The 19,985-nt window shown below is 70.4% G+C and carries 16 protein-coding genes; 12 read left to right on the plus strand and 4 right to left on the minus strand.

Going from position 1 to position 19,985, the window contains the following annotated elements; translation table 11 throughout:
* The first annotated feature begins 29 nt into the window (after positions 1-29).
* The gene (gene serS, locus AC3YO9_RS05195) at positions 30-1,286 is read left to right on the plus strand and encodes a serine--tRNA ligase (protein ID WP_489982353.1); all 1,257 of its coding nucleotides are present in this window, start codon (positions 30-32) and stop codon (positions 1,284-1,286) included.
* Positions 1,287-1,382: 96 nt separating this feature from the next.
* Complete coding sequence (locus tag AC3YO9_RS05200) at positions 1,383-3,266, plus strand: glycosyltransferase (protein WP_489982354.1); 1,884 nt, start codon at positions 1,383-1,385, stop codon at positions 3,264-3,266.
* A 45-nt stretch (positions 3,267-3,311) separates the two neighbouring features.
* Here AC3YO9_RS05200 and AC3YO9_RS05205 read toward each other — a convergent pair whose 3' ends face one another.
* Positions 3,312-4,847 (minus strand): Rieske 2Fe-2S domain-containing protein, encoded by a 1,536-nt coding sequence (locus AC3YO9_RS05205; protein ID WP_489982355.1) that lies wholly within the window; start codon positions 4,845-4,847, stop codon positions 3,312-3,314.
* Between the two features lie 84 nt (positions 4,848-4,931).
* On the opposite strand from AC3YO9_RS05205, the gene AC3YO9_RS05210 reads away from it, so the two are divergent.
* Entirely contained in the window at positions 4,932-5,744 is an 813-nt protein-coding gene (locus AC3YO9_RS05210; protein ID WP_489982356.1) for a lysophospholipid acyltransferase family protein, read from the plus strand.
* A complete protein-coding gene (locus AC3YO9_RS05215) occupies positions 5,744-6,697 on the plus strand; it encodes a class I SAM-dependent methyltransferase (RefSeq protein ID WP_489982357.1) in 954 nt (317 codons plus the stop codon). Before AC3YO9_RS05210 ends, AC3YO9_RS05215 begins: the two co-directional genes overlap by 1 nt.
* Here AC3YO9_RS05215 and AC3YO9_RS05220 read toward each other — a convergent pair.
* On the minus strand, positions 6,628-7,509 hold the full coding sequence (locus tag AC3YO9_RS05220; protein ID WP_489982358.1) for an LLM class flavin-dependent oxidoreductase: 882 nt from the start codon (positions 7,507-7,509) through the stop codon (positions 6,628-6,630). The two genes, AC3YO9_RS05215 and AC3YO9_RS05220, sit on opposite strands and share 70 nt — an antisense overlap.
* Positions 7,510-7,545: 36 nt before the next feature.
* Here AC3YO9_RS05220 and AC3YO9_RS05225 point away from each other — a divergent pair, with 36 nt between their 5' ends.
* Positions 7,546-8,364, plus strand: coding sequence for an HAD family hydrolase (locus tag AC3YO9_RS05225; RefSeq protein ID WP_489982580.1), 819 nt, complete (start codon positions 7,546-7,548; stop codon positions 8,362-8,364).
* A 97-nt stretch (positions 8,365-8,461) separates the two neighbouring features.
* Here AC3YO9_RS05225 and AC3YO9_RS05230 read toward each other — a convergent pair whose 3' ends face one another.
* On the minus strand, positions 8,462-10,447 hold the full coding sequence (locus AC3YO9_RS05230; protein ID WP_489982359.1) for a DUF6541 family protein: 1,986 nt from the start codon (positions 10,445-10,447) through the stop codon (positions 8,462-8,464).
* Positions 10,448-11,089: 642 nt separating this feature from the next.
* Between AC3YO9_RS05230 and AC3YO9_RS05235 the strand changes: the two genes are divergently transcribed.
* Entirely contained in the window at positions 11,090-12,106 is a 1,017-nt protein-coding gene (locus AC3YO9_RS05235) for a glycosyltransferase family 2 protein (RefSeq protein ID WP_489982360.1), read from the plus strand.
* Between the two features lie 10 nt (positions 12,107-12,116).
* On the opposite strand, the gene AC3YO9_RS05240 is transcribed toward AC3YO9_RS05235, so the two are convergent.
* On the minus strand, positions 12,117-12,725 hold the full coding sequence (locus tag AC3YO9_RS05240) for a class I SAM-dependent methyltransferase (protein WP_489982361.1): 609 nt from the start codon (positions 12,723-12,725) through the stop codon (positions 12,117-12,119).
* Positions 12,726-12,862: 137 nt separating this feature from the next.
* Here AC3YO9_RS05240 and glf point away from each other — a divergent pair, with 137 nt between their 5' ends.
* The 6 genes from glf to AC3YO9_RS05270 all read left to right on the plus strand — a co-directional run bounded on the left by glf (position 12,863) and on the right by AC3YO9_RS05270 (position 19,803).
* Entirely contained in the window at positions 12,863-14,098 is a 1,236-nt protein-coding gene (gene glf, locus AC3YO9_RS05245; RefSeq protein ID WP_127781680.1) for a UDP-galactopyranose mutase, read from the plus strand.
* Positions 14,099-14,105: 7 nt separating this feature from the next.
* Positions 14,106-16,016: a glycosyltransferase gene (locus tag AC3YO9_RS05250; protein ID WP_489982362.1), complete on the plus strand. Its 1,911-nt coding sequence runs from the start codon at positions 14,106-14,108 to the stop codon at positions 16,014-16,016.
* A complete protein-coding gene (locus tag AC3YO9_RS05255; RefSeq protein ID WP_489982363.1) occupies positions 16,009-17,352 on the plus strand; it encodes an acyltransferase family protein in 1,344 nt (447 codons plus the stop codon). The genes AC3YO9_RS05250 and AC3YO9_RS05255 overlap by 8 nt, the downstream gene beginning before the upstream one ends.
* The gene (locus AC3YO9_RS05260; protein WP_489982364.1) at positions 17,349-17,873 is read left to right on the plus strand and encodes a phosphatase PAP2 family protein; all 525 of its coding nucleotides are present in this window, start codon (positions 17,349-17,351) and stop codon (positions 17,871-17,873) included. Before AC3YO9_RS05255 ends, AC3YO9_RS05260 begins: the two co-directional genes overlap by 4 nt.
* On the plus strand, positions 17,870-18,781 hold the full coding sequence (locus tag AC3YO9_RS05265) for a decaprenyl-phosphate phosphoribosyltransferase (protein WP_127781684.1): 912 nt from the start codon (positions 17,870-17,872) through the stop codon (positions 18,779-18,781). Before AC3YO9_RS05260 ends, AC3YO9_RS05265 begins: the two co-directional genes overlap by 4 nt.
* Positions 18,782-18,888: 107 nt before the next feature.
* Positions 18,889-19,803: a cutinase family protein gene (locus AC3YO9_RS05270; protein WP_489982365.1), complete on the plus strand. Its 915-nt coding sequence runs from the start codon at positions 18,889-18,891 to the stop codon at positions 19,801-19,803.
* Positions 19,804-19,985: the final 182 nt, after the last annotated feature.

A 19,985-nucleotide genomic window follows, 5' to 3' on the forward strand; every position in this document is an offset into this window, starting at 1 on the left:
GGGTTTGCCGCGCCCGTAGGCTTCGGGTCGTGATCGACCTCAAGCTGCTGCGGGAAGACCCCGACCTCGTCCGCCAGTCCCAGCGTGCGCGGGGGGAGGATCCCGGGCTCGTGGACGCGCTGCTCGAGGCGGACGCGGCCCGACGCGCGGCGGTGCTGGCCGCGGACAACCTGCGTGCCGAGCAGAAGGCGCTGGGCAAGCGAGTCGGCCAGGCCAGCCCCGAGGACCGTCCGGCGCTGCTGCAGGGCTCCCAGGAGCTCAGCGCCAAGGTCAAGGCGGCCGAGGCGGAGCAGACCGAGGCCAACGCCGCGCTGGAGGCGGCCCACCGCGCCATCTCCAACGTGGTGCAGGAGGGCGCGCCCGCTGGCGGCGAGGACGACTACGTGGTGCTCGAGCACGTGGGCGAGCTTCCGCAGATCGAGGACCCCAAGGACCACCTCGAGCTGGGCGAGTCACTCGGGCTGATCGACATGGAGCGCGGGGCCAAGGTCTCCGGCGCCCGCTTCTACTTCCTCACCGGCATGGGCGCCATGCTCCAGCTGGGACTGCTGCAGCTGGCCGCGCAGCGGGCCACCGCCGCGGGTTTCACCATGATGATCCCGCCGGTGCTGGTGCGCCCCGAGATCATGTCCGGCACCGGCTTCCTCGGCTCGCACGCCGCGGAGGTCTACCGCCTGGCCGAGGACGACCTCTACCTGGTGGGTACCTCCGAGGTGCCGCTGGCGGGGTACCACTCCGCGGAGATCCTCGACCTGGCCGAGCCCAAGCGCTACACCGGCTGGTCCACCTGCTTCCGCCGCGAGGCGGGCAGCTACGGCAAGGACACCCGCGGGATCATCCGCGTCCACCAGTTCGACAAGGTGGAGATGTTCTCCTACTGCCGCCCGGAGGAGGCCACGGCCGAGCACCAGCGGCTGCTCGGCTGGGAGAAGGAGATGCTCGCCGCCGTGGAGGTGCCCTACCGGGTGATCGACGTGGCCGCCGGCGACCTCGGCTCCAGCGCCGCCCGCAAGTTCGACTGCGAGGCGTGGGTGCCCAGCCAGCAGACCTACCGCGAGCTGACGTCCACCTCCAACTGCACCACCTTCCAGGCACGCCGGCTCAACACCCGCTACCGCGACGCGGACGGAAAGACCCAGGTGGCAGCCACTCTCAACGGCACGCTGGCCACCACTCGGTGGCTGGTGGCGATCCTGGAGAACCACCAGCAGCCCGACGGATCAGTGCGGGTTCCGGTTGCGCTGCAACCCTTCGTGGGCGCCGAAGTGTTACGTCCGTCTCGCTGACACTAGCGTCTGTTAGGTCGGCTCACGTCCGTTGGCGGTTACGCTGGGCGCAGAGCTTGGCCATGCCCACATGTCGGCGGGGGAGATCTCAAGAGGATGGTCTTGAACCAGGAGTCCGGCACTTCCCTGCTCGGCGGCGAGTCCAACCCGGCCGTCCAGCCAGGCCAGACCGCCCCCAGGATGGTGGCCCAGCGCTGCCCGTTCCTGGGGCCGTCCACAGTGGTGGCCGAGGCGCTGTACGCCGACACAGTCAGCGGTCGCGCGCGCCGCGCCCGCCAGGAGATCCGGCTCGAGCCGGAAACCGTGGTCAGCCTGAACACCTACTTCGGCCGCTTCCCGGCCAGCTACTGGCAGCGCTGGACCCCGGTGACCGAGGTTCGCCTGACTGCCTGGGCGAGCGGGGCCGGCCGCGTGTCGGTGCTCGCCTCGGACATGGACGGCGACCCGCGCACCGTGGCCACCGCCGACGTGGTCGAGGACGGGCCGCTGGAGGTGCTGCTGGCCATCGACCGGTTCGTGGACGGCGGTGCGCTGTGGGCCGAGCTGAGCACCGGCCCCGACGTGCTGGTGGTGCGCGACATGCAGTGGGAGGTCGTCCCTCCGCGCCCGGTGCGCCGGGCCGCAGTGGTGATCTGCACGCACAACCGCCCCGACGACTGCGTGAACATCCTCGAGGCGCTCGCCGGGGACGCCGAGGCGGACGCATGGACCGAGGGCGTCTACGTGGTGGACCAGGGCACCGACAAGGTGGTCGACAACCCGCGCTTCGCCGCAGCCGCAGCAGCACTGGACGAGCGCCTCACGTACCTGCAGCAGCCGAACCTGGGCGGGGCGGGCGGGTTCACCCGCGGCATGTACGAGGTGGCGGGCAAGGGCGGCGCCGAGCACGCCAACGTGATCTTCATGGACGACGACGTGCGCTGCGAGCCCGACGTGGTGGTCCGGCTGAACGCCTTCGCCTGCTGCACCGTGGAGCCCACCATCGTGGGCGCGCAGATGCTGCACCTGCTGCACCCGCACCGGCTGCACATCGGCGCCGAGCACGCTGACTTCGAGGCGGTTCGGGCGGGCATCGCCAGCCAGCACTCGCCGGTGAACTCCGACATGACCCTGCACAACCAGGACCGCCGCGTCGACGGCACGTACAACGGCTGGTGGACCTGCCTGATCCCCGCCGAGGTGGTCGCGGCCATCGGCTACCCGCTGCCGGTCTTCATCCAGTGGGACGACATCGAGTACGGCTACCGGGCGCGCGCGGCCGGCTTCGCCACGGTGAACCTGCCGGGAGCGGGCCTGTGGCACGTGGACTTCTCCTGGAAGGACCGCGACGAGTGGCCGCGCTACTTCCACGTCCGCAACGCCCTGATCGGCGCGGCGCTGCACACCGGCTTCGACCGCAAGCGCGCGGTGCAGAACCTCTGGCGGGAGATCAGCCAGGACGTGCTGGGCATGCAGTACGGGCTGGCGCTCACCCGCATCCGCGGCATGGAGGACTTCCTGCGCGGACCGCAGGTGCTCGCCGACGGAGGTGCCGCTGCGCTGGCGGCGGTGCGACGCGAGCGTGCGCTGTTCGACGAGACGCGCCGCCAGCCGGCCGCGCAGCTGGACGGGCTGCGGGCAGCCGACGTCAGCATCGCGGAGCTGCCGCCAGAGCCGAGCCGGGAGAAGCTCACCTTCGCCCGCCGGATCGTGGACCAGGTGCGGGGACGCTCGATCGCCAGCCCCGCGGGGGTGCCGGCGCGCGACGCCCACTGGTGGCACGTGGCGCGCTTCGAGACCGCGGTGGTCACCGATGCCTCGCAGGAGGGGGTGCACGTGCGCAGGCAGGACCCCGTCGCCCGGCGCGACCTGCTGGCCCGGCTGACCCGGGTCTGCTACCAGCTGTACCGGGAGGGACCCGACGTCGCCCAGCGCTACCGCGACGCCCTGCCCGAGCTGACCAGCCGGGAGAACTGGCAGCGGCTGTTCAGCGGCTCCTGATCGGCCAGCCCCGGGCGCGGTGACCCCCGGGGCAGGCCGCGGGGGTCAGTCGACCTTGCTGGTGCGCAGCTGGTGGCCCTTGCTGGTCAGGCAGCGTCCGGTCGGCAGGTCGAAGTCCCAGCCGTGCAGCTGGCAGGTGAGGGTGTTGCCCTCGATCACGCCGAAGCGGGACAGGTCGGCCTTGAGGTGCGGGCAGCGCTTCTGCACGCGCCAGCCGTCCATGACGATCTCCGCGCTGTCGTCGTGCTGCTCGGCGAACCAGCCGTCGGCGTAGCTGATCCGCTCCGGCGTCAGGCACTTGAAGAAGGTGTAGAGGAACTCGTTGTAGCCACCCACGCGCCAGGCCCGGAAGCGGGTGGACAGGAAGATGCTGTTCACCCAGTCGGTCTCGCCGTCGCGGAGCACGGTGCGCACCAGCTCCGGCGGGATGGCGAAGCCGTAGCGGGCCTTCTCGTCGGTCAGCGCCCGCACCTCGCGGGCCGGGAAGTCGATCACCACCGACTCCGGGCCCATCTCCAGCACCACCGGTCCGCCGATGCCGGCACAGATGGCGTCGGCCTGGGCCAGCAGCGGCTCGAACAGCTCCTTGAGCGGGCCGAGCAGCGGCTCTCCCTCCGCGGGGGCCCAGCGGGCCTTCTCCGCCTCGATCACCGGGCGCTGGCGCTGCGCGAACGCCTCGATGTAGGCGGCCTTGTCGGTGAAGATCGCCGCGACCTCGTCGTCGGACACCGGGTGCTTGAGCGACGGGGTGGCCGAGCCGGAGAAGTCTGCGACGGAGCCGGGGATCATCAGCAGACCCTGGTCCTGGCCGTTGGCCCGCATCTGCTCCAGGAACACCGTCTGGTCGGGGAAGATGTTGGACGGGTCGCCGTGGTCGTCGTTGAGGTAGCGCAGCTCGTCGTCCAGGAACGCCGGCGGTCCGGCGGAGGGAATGACCCAGGTGGCGCCCACCTGCTCGACGTAGCGGCGGGACCGGTCCATCCCGCGCTGGCGCTTCTGGGTGCCGAAGGCGACCTTGGCGCGCTCGGGCAGGTCGTAGACCATCGGGTACCAGATGGCGCCGGAGAACTGCAGCGCGTGCACGTCCACGCGGCCGAACTCGGCGCGCACCATGTCCAGGTCGACCGGGCGCGCGTCGTTCATGTTGAAGAAGACCGTCTCGCCGTCGTCGAGCACCAGGCCCGAGTCGCCGATGGGGCCGTCCGCCGGCGAGCGCAGCGCGATGATCATCAGGTCCAGCCCAGGCACCGAGTGCTTGACCGAGTCGGTGGTCTCCAGGAACTTGTGGAAGCCCAGCGCCTCAAACTCCTTGCGCAGGTCGTCCACCGGGAAGTCCGGCAGCAGCACCGTGGCGTCCTTGTTGACGTGGCGCGCCAGGTTCTCCCGGTCGAAGTGGTCACGGTGCAGGTGAGAGACGTAGAGGTAGTCGCAGGCACCCAGGCTGTCCCAGTCGAGCTGGGTGTTGTCCGGAAAGGGGAACCAGGAGGCGAAGTACGCGGGATTGACCCATGGGTCGCACAGCACGGAACCGGCCTTGGTCTGGATGTGAAAGCCGGCGTGTCCGACACTGGTGACCTGCACGGGTACGTCCTCCTCGAGATGGGGTCTGCAGCCACCAGGCTATGCGGCCACCGGGTGTGACCGGCAACCGCTAGCCTCATTGCCGTGGAACCTGTCTATGACTCGGTCATCACCTTCGCCCGCGGCATGTTCGCGGCCCAGGGCCTGAAGTTCACCGTCACCGGCGCGGAGAACGTCCCGCGCGTGGGCGGGGCCGTGCTGGTGATGAACCACGTCGGCTACCTCGACTTCACCTACGCCGGCCTGGGTGCCCGGCCGGCCAAGCGCCTGGTGCGGTTCATGGCCAAGCAGGAGGTCTTCGAGCACCCGGTGGCGGGGCCGCTGATGCGTGGGATGCACCACATCCCGGTGGACCGCGCAGCCGGGGCGGGGTCTTACCACTCAGCCGTGGAGGCGCTGCGGGCCGGCGAGATCATCGGCGTGTTCCCCGAGGCCACCATCAGTCGCAGCTTCGAGCTCAAGGGCTTCAAGTCCGGCGCGGCGCGGATGGCGGCCGAGGCCGGGGTCCCGCTGCTGCCGATGATCATCTGGGGGTCCCAGCGAGTGTGGACCAAGGGCCACCCCAAGCGGCTGGGCCGCACCAACACCCCCATCCACATCGACATCGAGCCGCCCGTCTCGGCCGAGGGAAACCCCGCTGCGGTGACCAAGCAGCTGCACACCCAGATGAGCGCGCAGCTGGAGAAGGTGCGTGCGGCCTACCCCGAGCACCCGAAGGGCGCCTTCTGGGTGCCGGCGTCGCTGGGTGGTGGCGCCCCCACGCTGGAGGACGCCGAGGCGCTGGACCGCGAGGAGACCAAGGCGAAGGTGGCGGCCCGGCGGGCCAAGATGGAGGAGCTGCGCAAGAAGGGCAAGCTGCCCCCGACCATCGCCCCCGCCCCGAGCTCCGACGCCTGATGGGCCTCCGGGACGCCGCACGAGCCAAGCTGCAGCGCGCGCTCCGGGAGGTTCTGGACCAGCAGGCCCGTGAGCAGGACGGGAGGCAGACCGAGCGGCACGAGGAGCTGGGCCGCGAGCTGGGCCTGCTGCGCGCGGAGATCGCCAAGCTGCACACCGACGTCACCGCGCTCGCCGCGGACAGCGCGCGGGCGGAGACGCTGGCCGACGTGCGCACCGAGCTGGGGGTGCTGCACGAGAAGCTCCGCCAGGTCGAGGTGCGCGCGCGGCGAGACCTGCACTACCGGGCGGAGGTGCGGGCCGCGACGGAGTCGGCGGCGTTCGCGCTGGAGCACATGCCCACCGTGCCGACGTTCCCGCACCCCGACGAGACGCTGCGCCACGCCGCCGGGCTGGTGACCGGACCCGGCCTCGCCCTGGAGCTCGGCGTTGGCGGTGGACACACCCTCCGGCTGATGCGCGAGCTGCTGCCCGAGCGCCGGGTGGTGGGGTTCGACGTGTTCACCGGCCTGCCCGAGGACTGGCGCACCGGCTTTCCCGCCGGCGCCTTCGCCCAGGACGAGCCACCGGAGGTGCCCGGAGCCGAGCTGGTGGTGGGGCTGTTCGCCGACACCCTGCCCGGCTTCCTGGCCGACAACGACGAGCCGGTGGCCTTCCTGCACCTGGACGCCGACCTGTACTCCGCCACCGTCACGGCGCTGGAGCTGATCGGGCCGCGGCTGCGCGAGGGCTCGGTGGTGCTCTTCGACGAGTACTTCAACTATCCGGGCTGGCAGCAGGGCGAGCACCGCGCCTGGATGGAGCACGTGCAGGCCACCGGGCTGAGCTTCCGCTTCGACAGCTACACCTACGACCACGAGCAGGTGGTGGCGGTGGTGACCGGTCAGGCCCCCAGTGCGCCGGAGGATGCCAGCTCCGCCGCTGCCTCGAGCACGGCCACGTCGCCGGAGTAGATGCCCTCAGCCCGGGGGTGGTGCACCACCACGTCGGTGAAGCCCAGCTCGCCGGCTCGGCCCGCCGCGTCGGTGAACGCCGCCACCGAGCTCAACGAGTACACCGGCGCGGAGTCCAGGTTCAGGTAGCGCTCCAGCACGCGCCCCTCGGCCAGGTCGTCCAGGCGCCGCACCAGCCCCGCCACTCCGCGCCACCACGCCTGCTGGCCGTCGGCCGGGTCGGTGCAGCCGGTGGTGGCCCAGCCCTGACCGTGCGCGACGGCCACCCGCATCGCCCGCGGCCCGTTGGCCGCGATCACGAAGGGCAGCCGGGGCTGCTGCACGCACCCGGGCAGCATCCGGGCGTCCACTGCCGCGTAGCGCTCGCCGGTGGCGGTGGTGGCCGGCTGGGTGAGCAGCTCGTCGAGCAGCCCGGTGAACTCGGCGAGGCGGCGCACCCGCTCGCCCGGGGTGAGCAGCTCCTGGCCCAGCACCTGCGCGTCGAAGCCGGTGCCACCGGCGCCCAGGCCGAGGGTGAAGCGGCCCTGGGACAAGTCGTCCAGGCTCATCAGCTCCTTGGCGAAGGGCACCGGGTGGCGGTAGTTCGGGGAGGCCACCCAGGTGCCCAGCCGGATGCGGGAGGTGACCAGGGCGGCGGCGCTGAGGGTGGGGACGGTGGCGAACCACGGCTCGTCCACCAGCGACTGCCAGGACAGGTGGTCGTAGGTCCAGGCGCGGTCGAAGCCGAGCTCCTCGACCCGGCGCCACTGCTGGGCGGCCCCGTCCGGGCCGTGCCAGCGGGCCTGCGGCAGCAGCACTACTCCGACGCGCATGTGGGCGACGGTAGCCGTCCCGACCGACACGGCATGATGGCGGTCGTGCAGACCCCCCGGCTCGTGGCCACCGACGTCGACGGCACCCTCCTGGACCGCAACGACGACATCACTCCCCGCACCCTGGCGACGGTGCGGGCGCTGTGGCAGGACAGCGTGCCGTTCGTGCTGGTCACCGGTCGCCCGCCGCGCTGGGTGGGCCCGGTGGTGGACCAGCTGGGCTTTGCGCCGCTGGCGGTGTGCGCCAACGGCGCGGTGCTCTACGACACGGCCACCGAGCGGGTGCTGCACTCGCAGACCCTGGACGTGGCGCTGCTGCAGCGGGCCACCGAGATCGCCAGGGAGGCGATCCCGGGGTGCGGCCTGGCGGCGGAGCGCGTCGGTGCGCACGACTCGGCCACCCCGCAGTTCGTCACCGCCCCTGGCTACGCCCACGCCTGGCTGAACCCGGAGAACACCGAGGTGAGCTCGGACGAGCTGACGTCGGAGCCGGCGGTGAAGGTGCTCGTGCGGCACAGCGAGATGACCAGCGCCGACATGGCCGAGCGGCTGCTGCCGCTGTTCGACGGCGCGGTGGACCTGACCTACTCCACCAACAACGGGTTGGTGGAGCTGTCCGCGCCGGGGGTGACCAAGGCCAGCGGCCTGGGCCGGGTGGCGACGCAGCACGGGGTGGCGCAGACCGAGGTGATCGCGTTCGGCGACATGCCCAACGACGTGCCGATGCTGAGGTGGGCGGGTCACGGGGTGGCGATGGGCAACGCGCACCCGGCTGCCCTGGCCGCGGCCGACGAGGTGACCGGCTCGCACACCGAGGACGGGCTGGCCCAGGTGCTCGAGCGCTGGTGGAGCTGACCGTCCTCAGTGGCCAGGCGGCATGAGACCGCAGTGGGTGTTGTCGCTTGCTCGCCCTGGTGCGCCACGCTGAGCACGACGCCCCGCAGAACTGCGGCTACCGGCCGGTGTCCGGCTGCATCTCCGACGAGGACGGCTGCACCTGAGCTGGAGGCGTGACTCCGTCACGGGAGTCGTACCGGTAGATCACCGCCTCGCTGTTCTGAAACACCTTCGTCAGGCCCGGGACGCCATCGAGGGCGAGCAGACCCGGCTGACGACCCTTGTGCGGAGGGACGAAGCCCTCGCCGACCACGACCCAGCCGACCCGCAGGTTCGCCGCCGTTTGGCGCACCTCGGGCATGATGTCGATCTGGTTGAAGAATCGGATCAGCAACAGCCGGTCCCGCCCGTAGACGTTCGAGTCTCCGCCAATCGGGGTGGGAAATGCCATGTCGATGTCGTTGAGGGCATAACCCCATCCCATGCCGTCATAGGGATCGTTCAGCACGGTGGAACCATCGTGGACCGTCGCCAGGTACTCCAGTGCCTGTTGTTCGCCGGCGGACAGCGTGGGGCCGTTCCCAAATGCGGAACGGAGCTGCTCCAGCTGCACCGAGCCGTACCCAAAGCCAGTGGTGATCCAGATCGCCAGGAAAGCGACCCCAAAGGTGGCCGGGCGGACGATGGACCAGCTGAGGCCGCGGAACCTTCCCCAGTGCGGCTTCAGCAGCGCGAGCAGCCGGTCGCGCACGGCCACCAGGCCGACGCCGGCGATCAGGATTGCCGGTAGCGCGAACAACGCGGCCAGGCGCTGCGTGGTGTCCCACCACAGCGAGGTTATGGAGAGGGCCCAGTCGGTGTCGTAGGCGGCGGCAAGCACAAAGATGACGAGGTAGATCGCCGCAGCCCCGAGGGGCGCCCACATGGTCACGGTTCGCGCACTGACCACCATTCCCACGAAGAACAGCAGGGCGAAAATCCACATGGGTGACGTGAGCCCGAAGTGGAAAGTGGTGAGCAGTCCGATCGCAGAACCAGGTGTGGTGATGGCCGGCCAGTCCACGCCGGTGGCCTCGGACGCCCCCGAGACCAGCGAGCCCAGAACCGGGTAGGCCAACACTGCGGTGACTGCACCGGCGACAGCAAGAGCAACGAGGCCTGGAACCACGGCTCGCCGCAAGGTGGCGGCACGAACAAGGACGTGCAGGAAGCACCACAGTGCTGCGCCAAGCCCCACCGAGGGGTGGGTGGCCATGATGCCGGAGAAGATGAGCGCGAGAGTCAGGACAGTGACTACGGCTGGCTGGATGATGACTCGGTCGAGCGCGGCGATCAGTGCAGGGACCGCCACGAGTGCCAGCGTGTACGGGTACAGCGGACCGTAGACGATGGTGCCGAAAGGGAAGTAGGTGGAGAAGGTCGCGAGCAGCACGACGGCAATGGTCACCGCCGGACGGGTGGACACCGTTCGGGCAAGCGTGACCATGGTGAGGCAAAACAAGGCGGGCATGACTACCGAGAAGGCATTGAGCGTTTCGAGAGGCGAAATGGGCAGGAGGTCGCTCACCAGTGCGCCCAGGGCGTGATAGACGTCCGGGTAGTAGTAATCAGCTTTATCTGGCTGGTTGATCACGTTGAGCACCGCGGAATCCGCGTTCTGCACCTCGGCAATGCGCCTGATTGCTGAGGCGTGGAACATTGCATCCCAGCCCTGCGGTACGGCGGTGAGGCGCCTCGTGGCGCGAAGGACGAGCGCACTGGCCCAGGCTCCGGCGGCGAGCACCGTCAGCGTCACCACGAGGTGGTCCGCGGGCCGCCAGCTCGGAGCCTCCTGGCGAGCCTCTTGCCGTGGTGCGTCCGCGCCACGGGTCCGCCACGGTCGGCGCAGCACGAGCAGAAGAATGCACAGCAGCGCCAGTCCCACTGCTGCTGCCCAGGGCGCCCACGCGAGCCCCAGTGTCGAGGTGGCGAGCGCAAGGACTCCGGCAACGCCCAAGGTCAGAGCGGGAGCTGATCCGAGCAGCATCCACCCGCGCAGACCCACCGCCATTCCGGCTGCGAGACCCGGGAGCGTCAGGATGAGCGCGGTGACCAGGAGCACACCAAGAACAGGAGCCAAAACATTCCTTCGCTCGAGTGTCCAGCCCGCCGTTGGCGGAGGCACACCATCGATTGCCTCAGTCGACCCTAGTCAGGTTTGACCGGTGGGAGCCGCGGCGCAGAGCCCTCGAACGGTTGCCCACTGCGCCGGCGCGAGACAACCTACACCCCTCCAACCCGCCCACCCGGCCGCGGCCGTGGCGGCCCAGTGCCGGTGGCCGGATGCGGGAAGCGTTGCACCGGGAGGGTATTGACGCGACTGATGGGCGGGGCTGTTGGTGAAGGGCGGCGCAGGTCCGTTCCTCGGTCCCCGAAGGCCCTCCCGCAGGTCAAGCCTGGCCGCCCTTGTCCATGGGGAGCAAAGCAGTCGTTGTGGCGGTGGAGTCTGCTGCAGGCACGCTTCCTTCCGTGGTGGCCGCTGGTGGCCGGTTGCTCTCCCGCGCACTACCCCGGCCGCCGTGCGCCGCACCCTTGGCGACATGATCGTGCCCCGGGCCCGGCGTGGTGAGGCTGCCCGGCGGCGGTGCTTGGCGGCTGGCCAGCTGCGCAGTGCTGCTGGTGGCGATGCGCGGTCCGGCTGCGCCGCTCGCTGTGGCTCGGGCCCGGCAGCGCAGCTGCCAGCAGGTGATCAGGAGGAACACGCGTGAGAACACCATCGGTCGGCGTAGTGGTGCTGGCGTGGCAGGACGAGCCCTGGCTGGCGGAGTGCCTCGACTCGGTACTGGCCAGCACCGGCGTAGCCGTGCAGGTGGTGTTGGTGGACAACGGCTGCACGCGAGCGGACCTCGACCAGCTGGTCGACCGTCCCGGGGTCACGCTGTTGCGGCCGGGCACGAACACCGGGTTCGCAGGTGGGTGCAACCTGGGGGCAGAGAAGCTCGAGGACGAGTACCTGGCGCTGGTCAACTCGGACTGCCTCCTGGAGCCCGGCACCCTGGCGCAGCTGGTGGCCGAGGCGGCCCAGCCCGAGGTGGGCCCCGTGATGGCCAGCGTCCGGCTCGCCGACCGGCCCGAGCTCATCAACAGTGCCGGCAACCCGGTGCACGTCCTCGGTGTCTCCTGGGCGGGGCGGCTGGACGAGCGGGAGGACCGCACTGCCCCCTACGACGTCACCGGTGCCAGCGGCGCTGCGCTGCTGCTGCGCCGCTCGCTCTGGCAGCAGCTGGGGGGCTTCGACGACTCCTACTTCGCCTACCTGGAGGACACCGAGCTCAGCCTGCGGTGTCGGCGTCTGGGGCTGCGGGCGCGTTGCGTGCCCACTGCGATCGCCCGCCACCACTACGAGTTCTCCCGCAACCCCACCAAGATGTACCTGATCGAGCGCAACCGGTTGATGCTGCTGGCCACCACGTGGCCAGCACGAGCTCTGGCCTTGCTGGCGCCGCTGCTGGTAGTGCTCGAGATCGGCATCCTGGGACAGGCGGTGATGCAGGGCTGGGGACGCCACAAGCTCCGCGGCTGGGTGTGGCTGTGGCGGCACCGGGACCACCTGCTCAGCCGGCGGGCAGCGATGCGGGCTGAGGCGCAGGTTCCCGACGCAGAGTGGATGTCGACTCTCACGTCGAGGCTGGACCCGCACGTCGTCGGCTCAGCCGCAGCCACCCGCGTGGTCAACGCCGGCGTCACTGTCTACTGGCGGCTGGTCCACCGACTGCTGTGAGGCAGGGTGGCTAGCCGGCCGGGGTGCGCGCGACCACGACGAACTCGTTGTAGGGAAAAGCCTTCCCGGCAAACCTGGGCAGCGGGAATGACATGGTCCTGGTGACGACGAGGCCGAGCTGCTCAGCGAGCGTGGTCAGCGCGTCGATGTCGAAGAAGGTGGTGTGGGTGGCGTCGGTGGCGAAGCCGCGCTCCTGCGGGCAGATCAGCACGACGACCGAGTCCGGCTCCAGGTACGGCAGGTAGGCCCCGACGATCGCCGCCTCCTCGCCAGGGGGGAGGTGCTCGATCACGTGGGCGAGCAGCAGGCCGGAGAAGGACCCGAGATCAGCGGCGGATGGCAGCTCGGCGGTGGTGTGCGCGGAGAGGCCCAGGGCCCGACAGTGCGCCACTGAGTCGACGTTGTGGTCCACCCCCACGCTGCCAGGGGAAAGGGCCACCAGGTTCCTGCCGATTCCACACCCGACGTCCAGGACGCGGCGCTGCCCGAGCAGGCGGTGCAGGTTCCACCGGTACGGCCGCTGGACGTCCAGCACCTGCTTCCACCGAGGCGTGCTGAGCTTCACCAATCGCTCGGTGTACTCCTCACCGGTGGTGTCCGGCGGCTCGTCGTGGCTCATTCGGAAAACCTACACGCAACGGGCACAAGGAGAACGCTGGTCAACGTGGCGCCGTGGTGGGTGGCGGGGGTGCATTTGCGCAGGAGCCTGCGCGCGCCGGGCCGCTGGCACACGGACGTCCGTTACCCTAGGTCCCCGTGACCTCTTCCTCTGACGCGGCAAGTGTGCAGGCAGATCAGCGCTACGACCTCATCATCGTCGGCTCTGGCTTCTTCGGGCTGACGATCGCCGAGCGTGCCGCCACCCAGCTGGGCAAGCGAGTGCTGGTGCTCGACCGCCGCCACCACATCGGGGGCAACGCCTACTCCGAGCCGGAGCCGGAGACGGGCATCGAGATCCACAAGTACGGCGCCCACCTGTTCCACACGTCCAACCAGCGGGTGTGGGACTACGTCAACCAGTTCACCGACTTCACCGGCTACACCCACCGGGTGTTCACCGTGTTCAAGGACCAGGCGTACTCCATGCCGGTGAACCTGGCGACGATGTGCGCCTACTTCGGCAAGTACCTCACCCCGGACCAGGCGCGCGCGCTGGTGGCCGAGCAGGCCGCGGAGATCGACGGCAAGGAGGCCGCGAACTTCGAGGAGAAGGCCGTCTCCCTGGTGGGGCGCCCGCTGTACGAGGCGTTCTTCCGCGGCTACACCGCCAAGCAGTGGCAGACCGACCCCACCGAGCTGCCCGCGGAGATCATCAGCCGGCTGCCGGTGCGCTACACCTTCGACAACCGGTACTTCAACGACACCTACGAGGGCCTGCCGGTCGACGGCTACACCGCGTGGCTGGAGAAGATGGCCGACCACGAGCTGATCGAGGTCCGGCTGGACACCGACTTCTTCGACGTGCGCGAGGAGCTGGTCGCCGCCAGCCCGGACGCGCCGATCGTCTACACCGGCCCGCTGGACGCCTACTTCGACAACGCCGAGGGTGAGCTGGGCTGGCGCACGCTGGACTTCGAGCAGGAGGTCGTGCCGGTCGGGGACTACCAGGGCACCCCGGTGATGAACTACGCCGACACCGACATCGCCTACACCCGCATCCACGAGTTCCGGCACTTCCACCCGGAGCGGGACTACCCCAAGGACAAGACGGTGATTATGCGGGAGTACTCCCGCTTCGCCGAGTCCGGGGACGAGCCGTACTACCCGATCAACACTGCGGAGGACCGGGCCAAGGTCGCGGCCTACCGCAAGCTGGCCAAGACCGAGACCGCCCGCAAGGGCGTGCTCTTCGGCGGACGGCTGGGTACCTACCAGTACCTTGACATGCACATGGCCATCGCCAGCGCGCTCTCCATGTTCGACAACACGCTGGCCCCGCACTTCACCGAGGGCCGGGCGCTCGCCGAGGCTTCAGAGACGCCGGAGGACTGATCTACAGATGACCGCCACCCAACAGCTCACCGACACCACCGAGTCCACCCAGGCGGTGTCCTTGCTGCAGCGCGTCATCCTTCCGCGCAGCGGCGACCCGCTCGACCTGCGGGCGCTCTACCTGGACGAGGACGAGACCAACCGCAAGCGCTCCCGGGCGCTGAGCCGCACTGCGCTGGAGCTGCCCGCGGAGTCCGAGGTGTCCTTCGCGACCTACTTCAACGCCTTCGCCGCCAGCTACTGGCGCCGCTGGACGGTGCTGGACAAGGTGGTGCTGCAGCTCAAGCTGAGCGGCAAGTGCCGGGTGGACGTCTACCGGTCCAAGGCCGACGCCACCATCATCCACGCCGACGGCGCAGTCGTGACGGCCACCGACGACACCACCCTGGAGTTCGCGCTCGACCTGGCCCCGTTCGAGGACGGCGGCTGGCTGTGGTTCGACGTCACCACCGACGAGGGCACGGTCACGCTGCACGAGGCGGCCTGGTTCGCCGCCCAGGAGTCGTCGGTGCGCGCCTCGGTCGCCATCGGCATCACCACGTTCAACCGGCCGGACGACTGCGCCGCCGCGCTCAGCGCGATCGGTGAGGACCCCGCCGTGCTGGACCTCGTCGACGCGGTATTCGTCGCCGACCAGGGCAACCGCAAGGTGGTCGACGCCGCCGAGTTCCCCGCGGCAGCGGCGCAGCTCGGCGACCGCCTGCGCATCCACAACCAGGGCAACCTCGGCGGCAGCGGCGGGTTCTCCCGCGGCATGTACGAGGCGCTGAACACCACCAGCTGCGAGCAGATCCTGCTGATGGACGACGACATCGTCATCGAGCCGGACAGCATCCTGCGGGCGGTGGCCTTCTCCCGGTTCACCGAGCGCCCCACGCTGGTGGGTGGGCAGATGCTCAACCTGCAGGCCCGCTCGCACCTGCACTCCATGGGCGAGGTCGTCGACCGCGACAAGTTCATGTGGCGCGCGGCCCCCAACGTCGAGTACGACCACGACTTCGCCAAGAAGAGCCTGCGCCAGACCGCGCGCATGCACCGGCGCATCGACGTGGACTACAACGGCTGGTGGATGTGCCTCATCCCGCGCGTGGTGGCCGAGGAGCTCGGGCTGCCGCTGCCGCTGTTCATCAAGTGGGACGACGCCGAGTACGGCCTGCGCGCGGGCAAGGCCGGCTACCCGACCGCGACCCTGCCCGGCGTGGCCATCTGGCACATGCCCTGGTCGGACAAGGACGACGCCACCGACTGGCAGGCCTACTTCCACCTGCGCAACCGCCTGGTGGTCGCCTCGCTGTACAGCAAGTACAAGCGCGGCGGCGGGATGATCCAGCACAGCATGAAGAGCACCATCAAGCACCTGCTGTCGCTGGAGTACTCCACCGTGGCCCTGCAGAACCTCGCCATCCGCGACTTCCTGGCGGGCCCGGACGCGCTGTTCGACCAGCTGCCCACCGCGCTCGGCGAGGTCCGCTCGGCCCGGTCGGAGTTCGACGACGGCAAGGTGCTGGCCTCCTCGCGGGCGCTGCCCCTGCCGTCCATGGACGCGGTCAAGGCTGAGCGCTTCCTCAAGCCGCCGACCAACCCGGTGACCATCGGCGCCACCCTCGCCGCCTCGCTGGTGCACAACGTGCTGCCGGTCAAGGAGGAGCACCACCACAACCCGCAGCTGAACATCGCTGCCCAGGATGCGCGGTGGTTCCTGCTCGCGCGCCTGGACGGTGCGACGGTGGCCACTGCCGACGGCCGCGGGGTGGCCTACCGCAAGCGCAACCCCAAGACGTTCTGGAAGCTGCTGGGGGAGTCGGTGCGTGCCCACGCCGAGCTGCGTCGGGAGTTCCCGCGGCTGAGCAAGACCTACCGCCAGGGTCTGCCTGCACTGACCTCCCACGAGTCCTGGCGTCGCATCTTCAATGGCTGACGACGCAACCGGGCAGGTTGCGGATCGTCCTCTCCAGGACCCCACGGCGGGCACCGGCACCCGGTCGGGCGGCGGGAGCCGGTCGCGCAGCGGAGGCCACTCCGGCAACCGTGCGCCAGCCGGCACCGCACAGCGCGCAGCGGCGCCCACGGGCACCGTCGGCGGTGGCGGGGAGATCCGCTCGCTGACCGGCCTGCGCATCGTCGCCGCGATGTGGGTGGTGGTGTTCCACTTCCAGTTCACCCCCGGCGACGCCTACACCCGCTTCTGGGAGCCGTTGCGCCCGATCGTGTCCTCCGGGGCGCTCGGCGTGGACCTGTTCTACGTGCTCAGCGGGTTCGTGATCACGCTCACCTACCTGACCAAGGTGGGCCCGCGGCTGCGGGTGCGGGCAGCACTGGTGTTCCTGTGGGCGCGGATCTGCCGGATCTGGCCGGTCTACGCCACCGTCACCACGCTGTTCCTGGGCTGGCTGCTCTACAAGCAGACCCGGGTGACCGACGGGTACCTGGCTTACCAGACGGTCCAGCCCGACCTGACCGTGTGGAGCTACCTGCAGCAGCTGCTCATGGTGCAGCTGTGGACCCAGCCGTACTTCGACGGTGCCTCCTTCGTCGGCCCGGCCTGGTCGATCAGCGCGGAGTGGGCCGCCTACCTCGCCTTCCCGCTGCTGGTGCTGGTGCTCTACCGGGTCCGCCGGCTGCCCGCCCCGGTGCTGGGGGCGCTCGCGGTGGCCGTCATGGTCCCCTTCGCCTACCTCAGCTACACCGGCGAGGAGGCCGGTCTGCGCTACGCCTGGCTGCTGCGGATCAGCTGTGGCTTCCTGGCCGGTGCCCTGACCTACCTGGCGGTGCGCAACGTGGGCGCGGCCTCCCGGCTGCGGCGCTATGCCCCGCTGCTGACCGCGATCGCGCTGGTGGAGATCGTCCTCGGCCTGCTGTGGGCCTCCTGGCGCGCGCCCCAGGGCGGCTACGGCGGAGTCGTCGTGGTGATGTTCCCGGTGCTCGTCGCCGGCCTCGCGCTGCACCAGACCGGTCTGGCCAAGGTGCTGGCGCACCCGCGGATGGTGCACGGGGGCCGGATCTCCTTCAGCATCTACCTGGTGCACGTGCCGGTGTTCGAGATCTTCTGGACGGAGATGGCTCTGCGATCCTCCCTGGCCCCTGGCACCGCGCTGGCCACCTTCCTCATTCCGCAGGTGCTGCTGCTGGTCGTGCTGCTGGGTCACCTCTTCTACCGCTTCGTGGAGGAGCCGGCCCGGGTGTGGCTGCGCGGACACGGGCCGAAGTCGTCCTCGGTGCGGGTCACGCCGGTACCCGTGGCGGCAGGGCCGTGAGCGCCGTCGAGGTCCGCGCGCTGGCCGCGGTGCAGCGGAACCTGGCCCACCGGCCCGGTGTGCTCGCCGGCGCGCGGGCGATGTCGCACTTCGGTGAGCACGCGCTGGGCTGGGTGGCTCTTGCTGGCGCCGGCGCCGTGCTGGACCGGCCCCGCCGTGCTCAGTGGGCCAGCGCCGCGGTGGGGGCGGTCGGCGCCCACGCGGTCTCCATCGCCGTCAAGCGGGTGGTCCGTCGTCCCCGGCCCGACCACCCGTCGGTGCGCGTGGGCGTCTCCACGCCCAGCAAGCTCAGCTTCCCGTCCTCGCACGCCACGTCCACCGCGGCCGCTGCCGTGCTGCTGGGCCGGCTCACCGGCCTGCCGCTGCCGGCGCTGCTGGTGCCACCGATGCTGCTGTCCCGGCTGGTCCTGGGCGTGCACTACCCCTCCGACGTGCTCGTGGGTGCTGCCCTGGGCGCGGCTACCGCCCAAGCGCTCCTCACGGCGCAAGATCGACATGGCCTTCCAGGAGGAGATCGATGAGCACACCAGACACCACTGTCACGGGCCCACCCACCGCCCCGATGTCGCTGCCCGCCGGCCTGCTCAAGGCCGTCCGACCGAGGCAGTGGGTGAAGAACGTCCTGGTGCTGGCGGCGCCGGTCGCCGCAGGCAAGGTCGGCGAGCTGTCGATCCTCGGCGACGCCGCGATCGCCTTCCTGGCGTTCTGCCTGGCCGCGTCCGGCGTCTACCTCGTCAACGACGCGATGGACGTGGACGCCGACCGTGCCCACCCGCGCAAGCGCCACCGGCCCATCGCGGCCGGGGTGGTTCCGGTGCGCCTGGCCTACGTGCTGGCGGTGGTGCTGCTGCTGGCCAGCATGGCGCTGTCGCTGGTGGCGTCCTGGGAGCTGCTGGTGGTGATCGCGGTCTACGTGGCCGTGCAGCTGGCGTACTGCTTCGGGCTCAAGCACCAGCCCGTGCTGGACATCTGCATCGTGGCCTCGGGCTTCCTGCTGCGGGCCATCGCCGGTGGCGTGGCGGCCGGTCTGGAGCTGTCGCAGTGGTTCCTGCTGGTGGCGGCCTTCGGCTCGCTGTTCATGGTCTCCGGCAAGCGCTACGCCGAGATGCGGGTGGCCGAGCAGACGGGCGGCAAGATCCGCAAGTCGCTGGAGAGCTACACCTCCACCTACCTGCGCTTCGTCTGGACCATGTCGGCCACCGCGGTGATCCTGTCCTACGGGTTGTGGGCCTTCCAGCTCAACGAGACCAGCGACTCGGTCTGGTCGGTCATCTCGATGGTGCCGTTCACCGTCGCCGTGCTGCGCTACGCCGTGGACGTCGACGGCGGCGTGGCGGGGGAGCCCGAGGAGATCGCGCTGCGCGACCGGGTCCTGCAGGTGCTCGCGGTCGCGTGGCTCGTCGTGATTGGAATCTCTGTCTACGCATGACCGGGGGCTTGGACCGGTAACGTGCTCAGGCTGAGCCCCAGAACTGCGCCGCTGCCCCACCCGCGGTCAGGTCGGGTGTTCGCAGCAAGCAGGAGGAGGTCCGGTCAATGAGCAACGCCTACCAGCCGCGGAAGCGGCGCTGGGGCATCTGGCTCGTGGTGCTGGTGGCACTGGTGGTGGTCGGCTCGGTCCTCACCCGGCTGCCCGGGTCGGGTCCCGACACGCCCGAGGTTGCTCCGGGCCCCGGCTCCACCGCCACCCAGCCGCCGGGGACCTCCGCCCAGCCGCCGGCGACCTCGGCCAAGCCGGCCGGCTGTCCTGACGTGCAGGTGGTGTTCGTGCCGGGCACCTACGAGACCAACCCGGGGGCCAACCCTGGTGCGCCTGCGGGCCTGCTCGCCGCGGTCGCCAACCCGCTCACCGCGCGGTTCGGTGGGGACGCCGGCCGGGTGAGCACCTACTTCGTGCCGTACCTGGCGCAGTTCAACAACCCGACGCCCTACCTGGCGAGCGAGCAGGACGGGGTGCGGGCCGCCCGGGCAGCCATCGCCGAGACCACCAAGCGCTGTGCCACCACCAAGTTCGCGCTGGTCGGCTTCTCCCAGGGGGCGGCCGTGGCCGGCGACCTGGCTGCCGAGATCGGCCAGGGCGGTGCGGTGATCCCACCGGAGAAGCTGATCGGAGTGGGTCTGGTGTCCGACCCCAACCGCAACGGTGCCGCGGACCGGCTCATCGGTCCGCCGGTTGCCGGCGCCGGCCTGGGCGGGCCGAGGCCGAAGGGCTTTGGCGCGGTGGGGGACCGGGTGGTCACCTTCTGCGCTCCCGGCGACCTGATCTGCGCGACCCCGCCGAGTGCGACCAACCTCGCCAACCTGCCTGCGACGCTCGCGCTGGTGGGCCAGTACATGCAGAGCAACGTTCACTCGTCCTACGCGACGTACAAGGTGGAAGGCGCAACGTCTGCCACCCAGTGGCTGGCCGGATGGCTTGCCGCGCGCGTGGAGGAGGTGCCCAAGGGCTGATCTGTTGACATGATCGTCAGGAAACGTACGCTTCGGACACGCGACCGGCCCAGGCATACACCGGACGAACCTCACGGCCACTGCCGGGGTCCCGGGCCGTGGTGTGAGACCGCTGTAACATACCGCGGGGCGTTCGCGCGGGGGTCAAGTCAAGCAACGGTGCGGTCCGCCGCGCCGCAACG

Source organism: Rhodococcus sp. Z6_132, from assembly GCF_058133635.1.

Excerpts from the sequence above, each read along its gene's own strand:
- AC3YO9_RS05255 (WP_489982363.1), top strand. The coding sequence starts at position 16,009 with ATGGCTGACGACGCAACCGGGCAGGTTGCGGATCGTCCTCTCCAGGAC.
- AC3YO9_RS05265 (WP_127781684.1), top strand. The coding sequence starts at position 17,870 with ATGAGCACACCAGACACCACTGTCACGGGCCCACCCACCGCCCCGATG.
- AC3YO9_RS05215 (WP_489982357.1), top strand. The coding sequence starts at position 5,744 with ATGGGCCTCCGGGACGCCGCACGAGCCAAGCTGCAGCGCGCGCTCCGG.
- AC3YO9_RS05240 (WP_489982361.1), bottom strand. The coding sequence starts at position 12,725 with ATGAGCCACGACGAGCCGCCGGACACCACCGGTGAGGAGTACACCGAG.
- AC3YO9_RS05250 (WP_489982362.1), top strand. The coding sequence starts at position 14,106 with ATGACCGCCACCCAACAGCTCACCGACACCACCGAGTCCACCCAGGCG.
- AC3YO9_RS05225 (WP_489982580.1), top strand. The coding sequence starts at position 7,546 with ATGGCGGTCGTGCAGACCCCCCGGCTCGTGGCCACCGACGTCGACGGC.
- AC3YO9_RS05270 (WP_489982365.1), top strand. The coding sequence starts at position 18,889 with ATGAGCAACGCCTACCAGCCGCGGAAGCGGCGCTGGGGCATCTGGCTC.
- AC3YO9_RS05220 (WP_489982358.1), bottom strand. The coding sequence starts at position 7,509 with ATGCGCGTCGGAGTAGTGCTGCTGCCGCAGGCCCGCTGGCACGGCCCG.
- AC3YO9_RS05200 (WP_489982354.1), top strand. The coding sequence starts at position 1,383 with ATGGTCTTGAACCAGGAGTCCGGCACTTCCCTGCTCGGCGGCGAGTCC.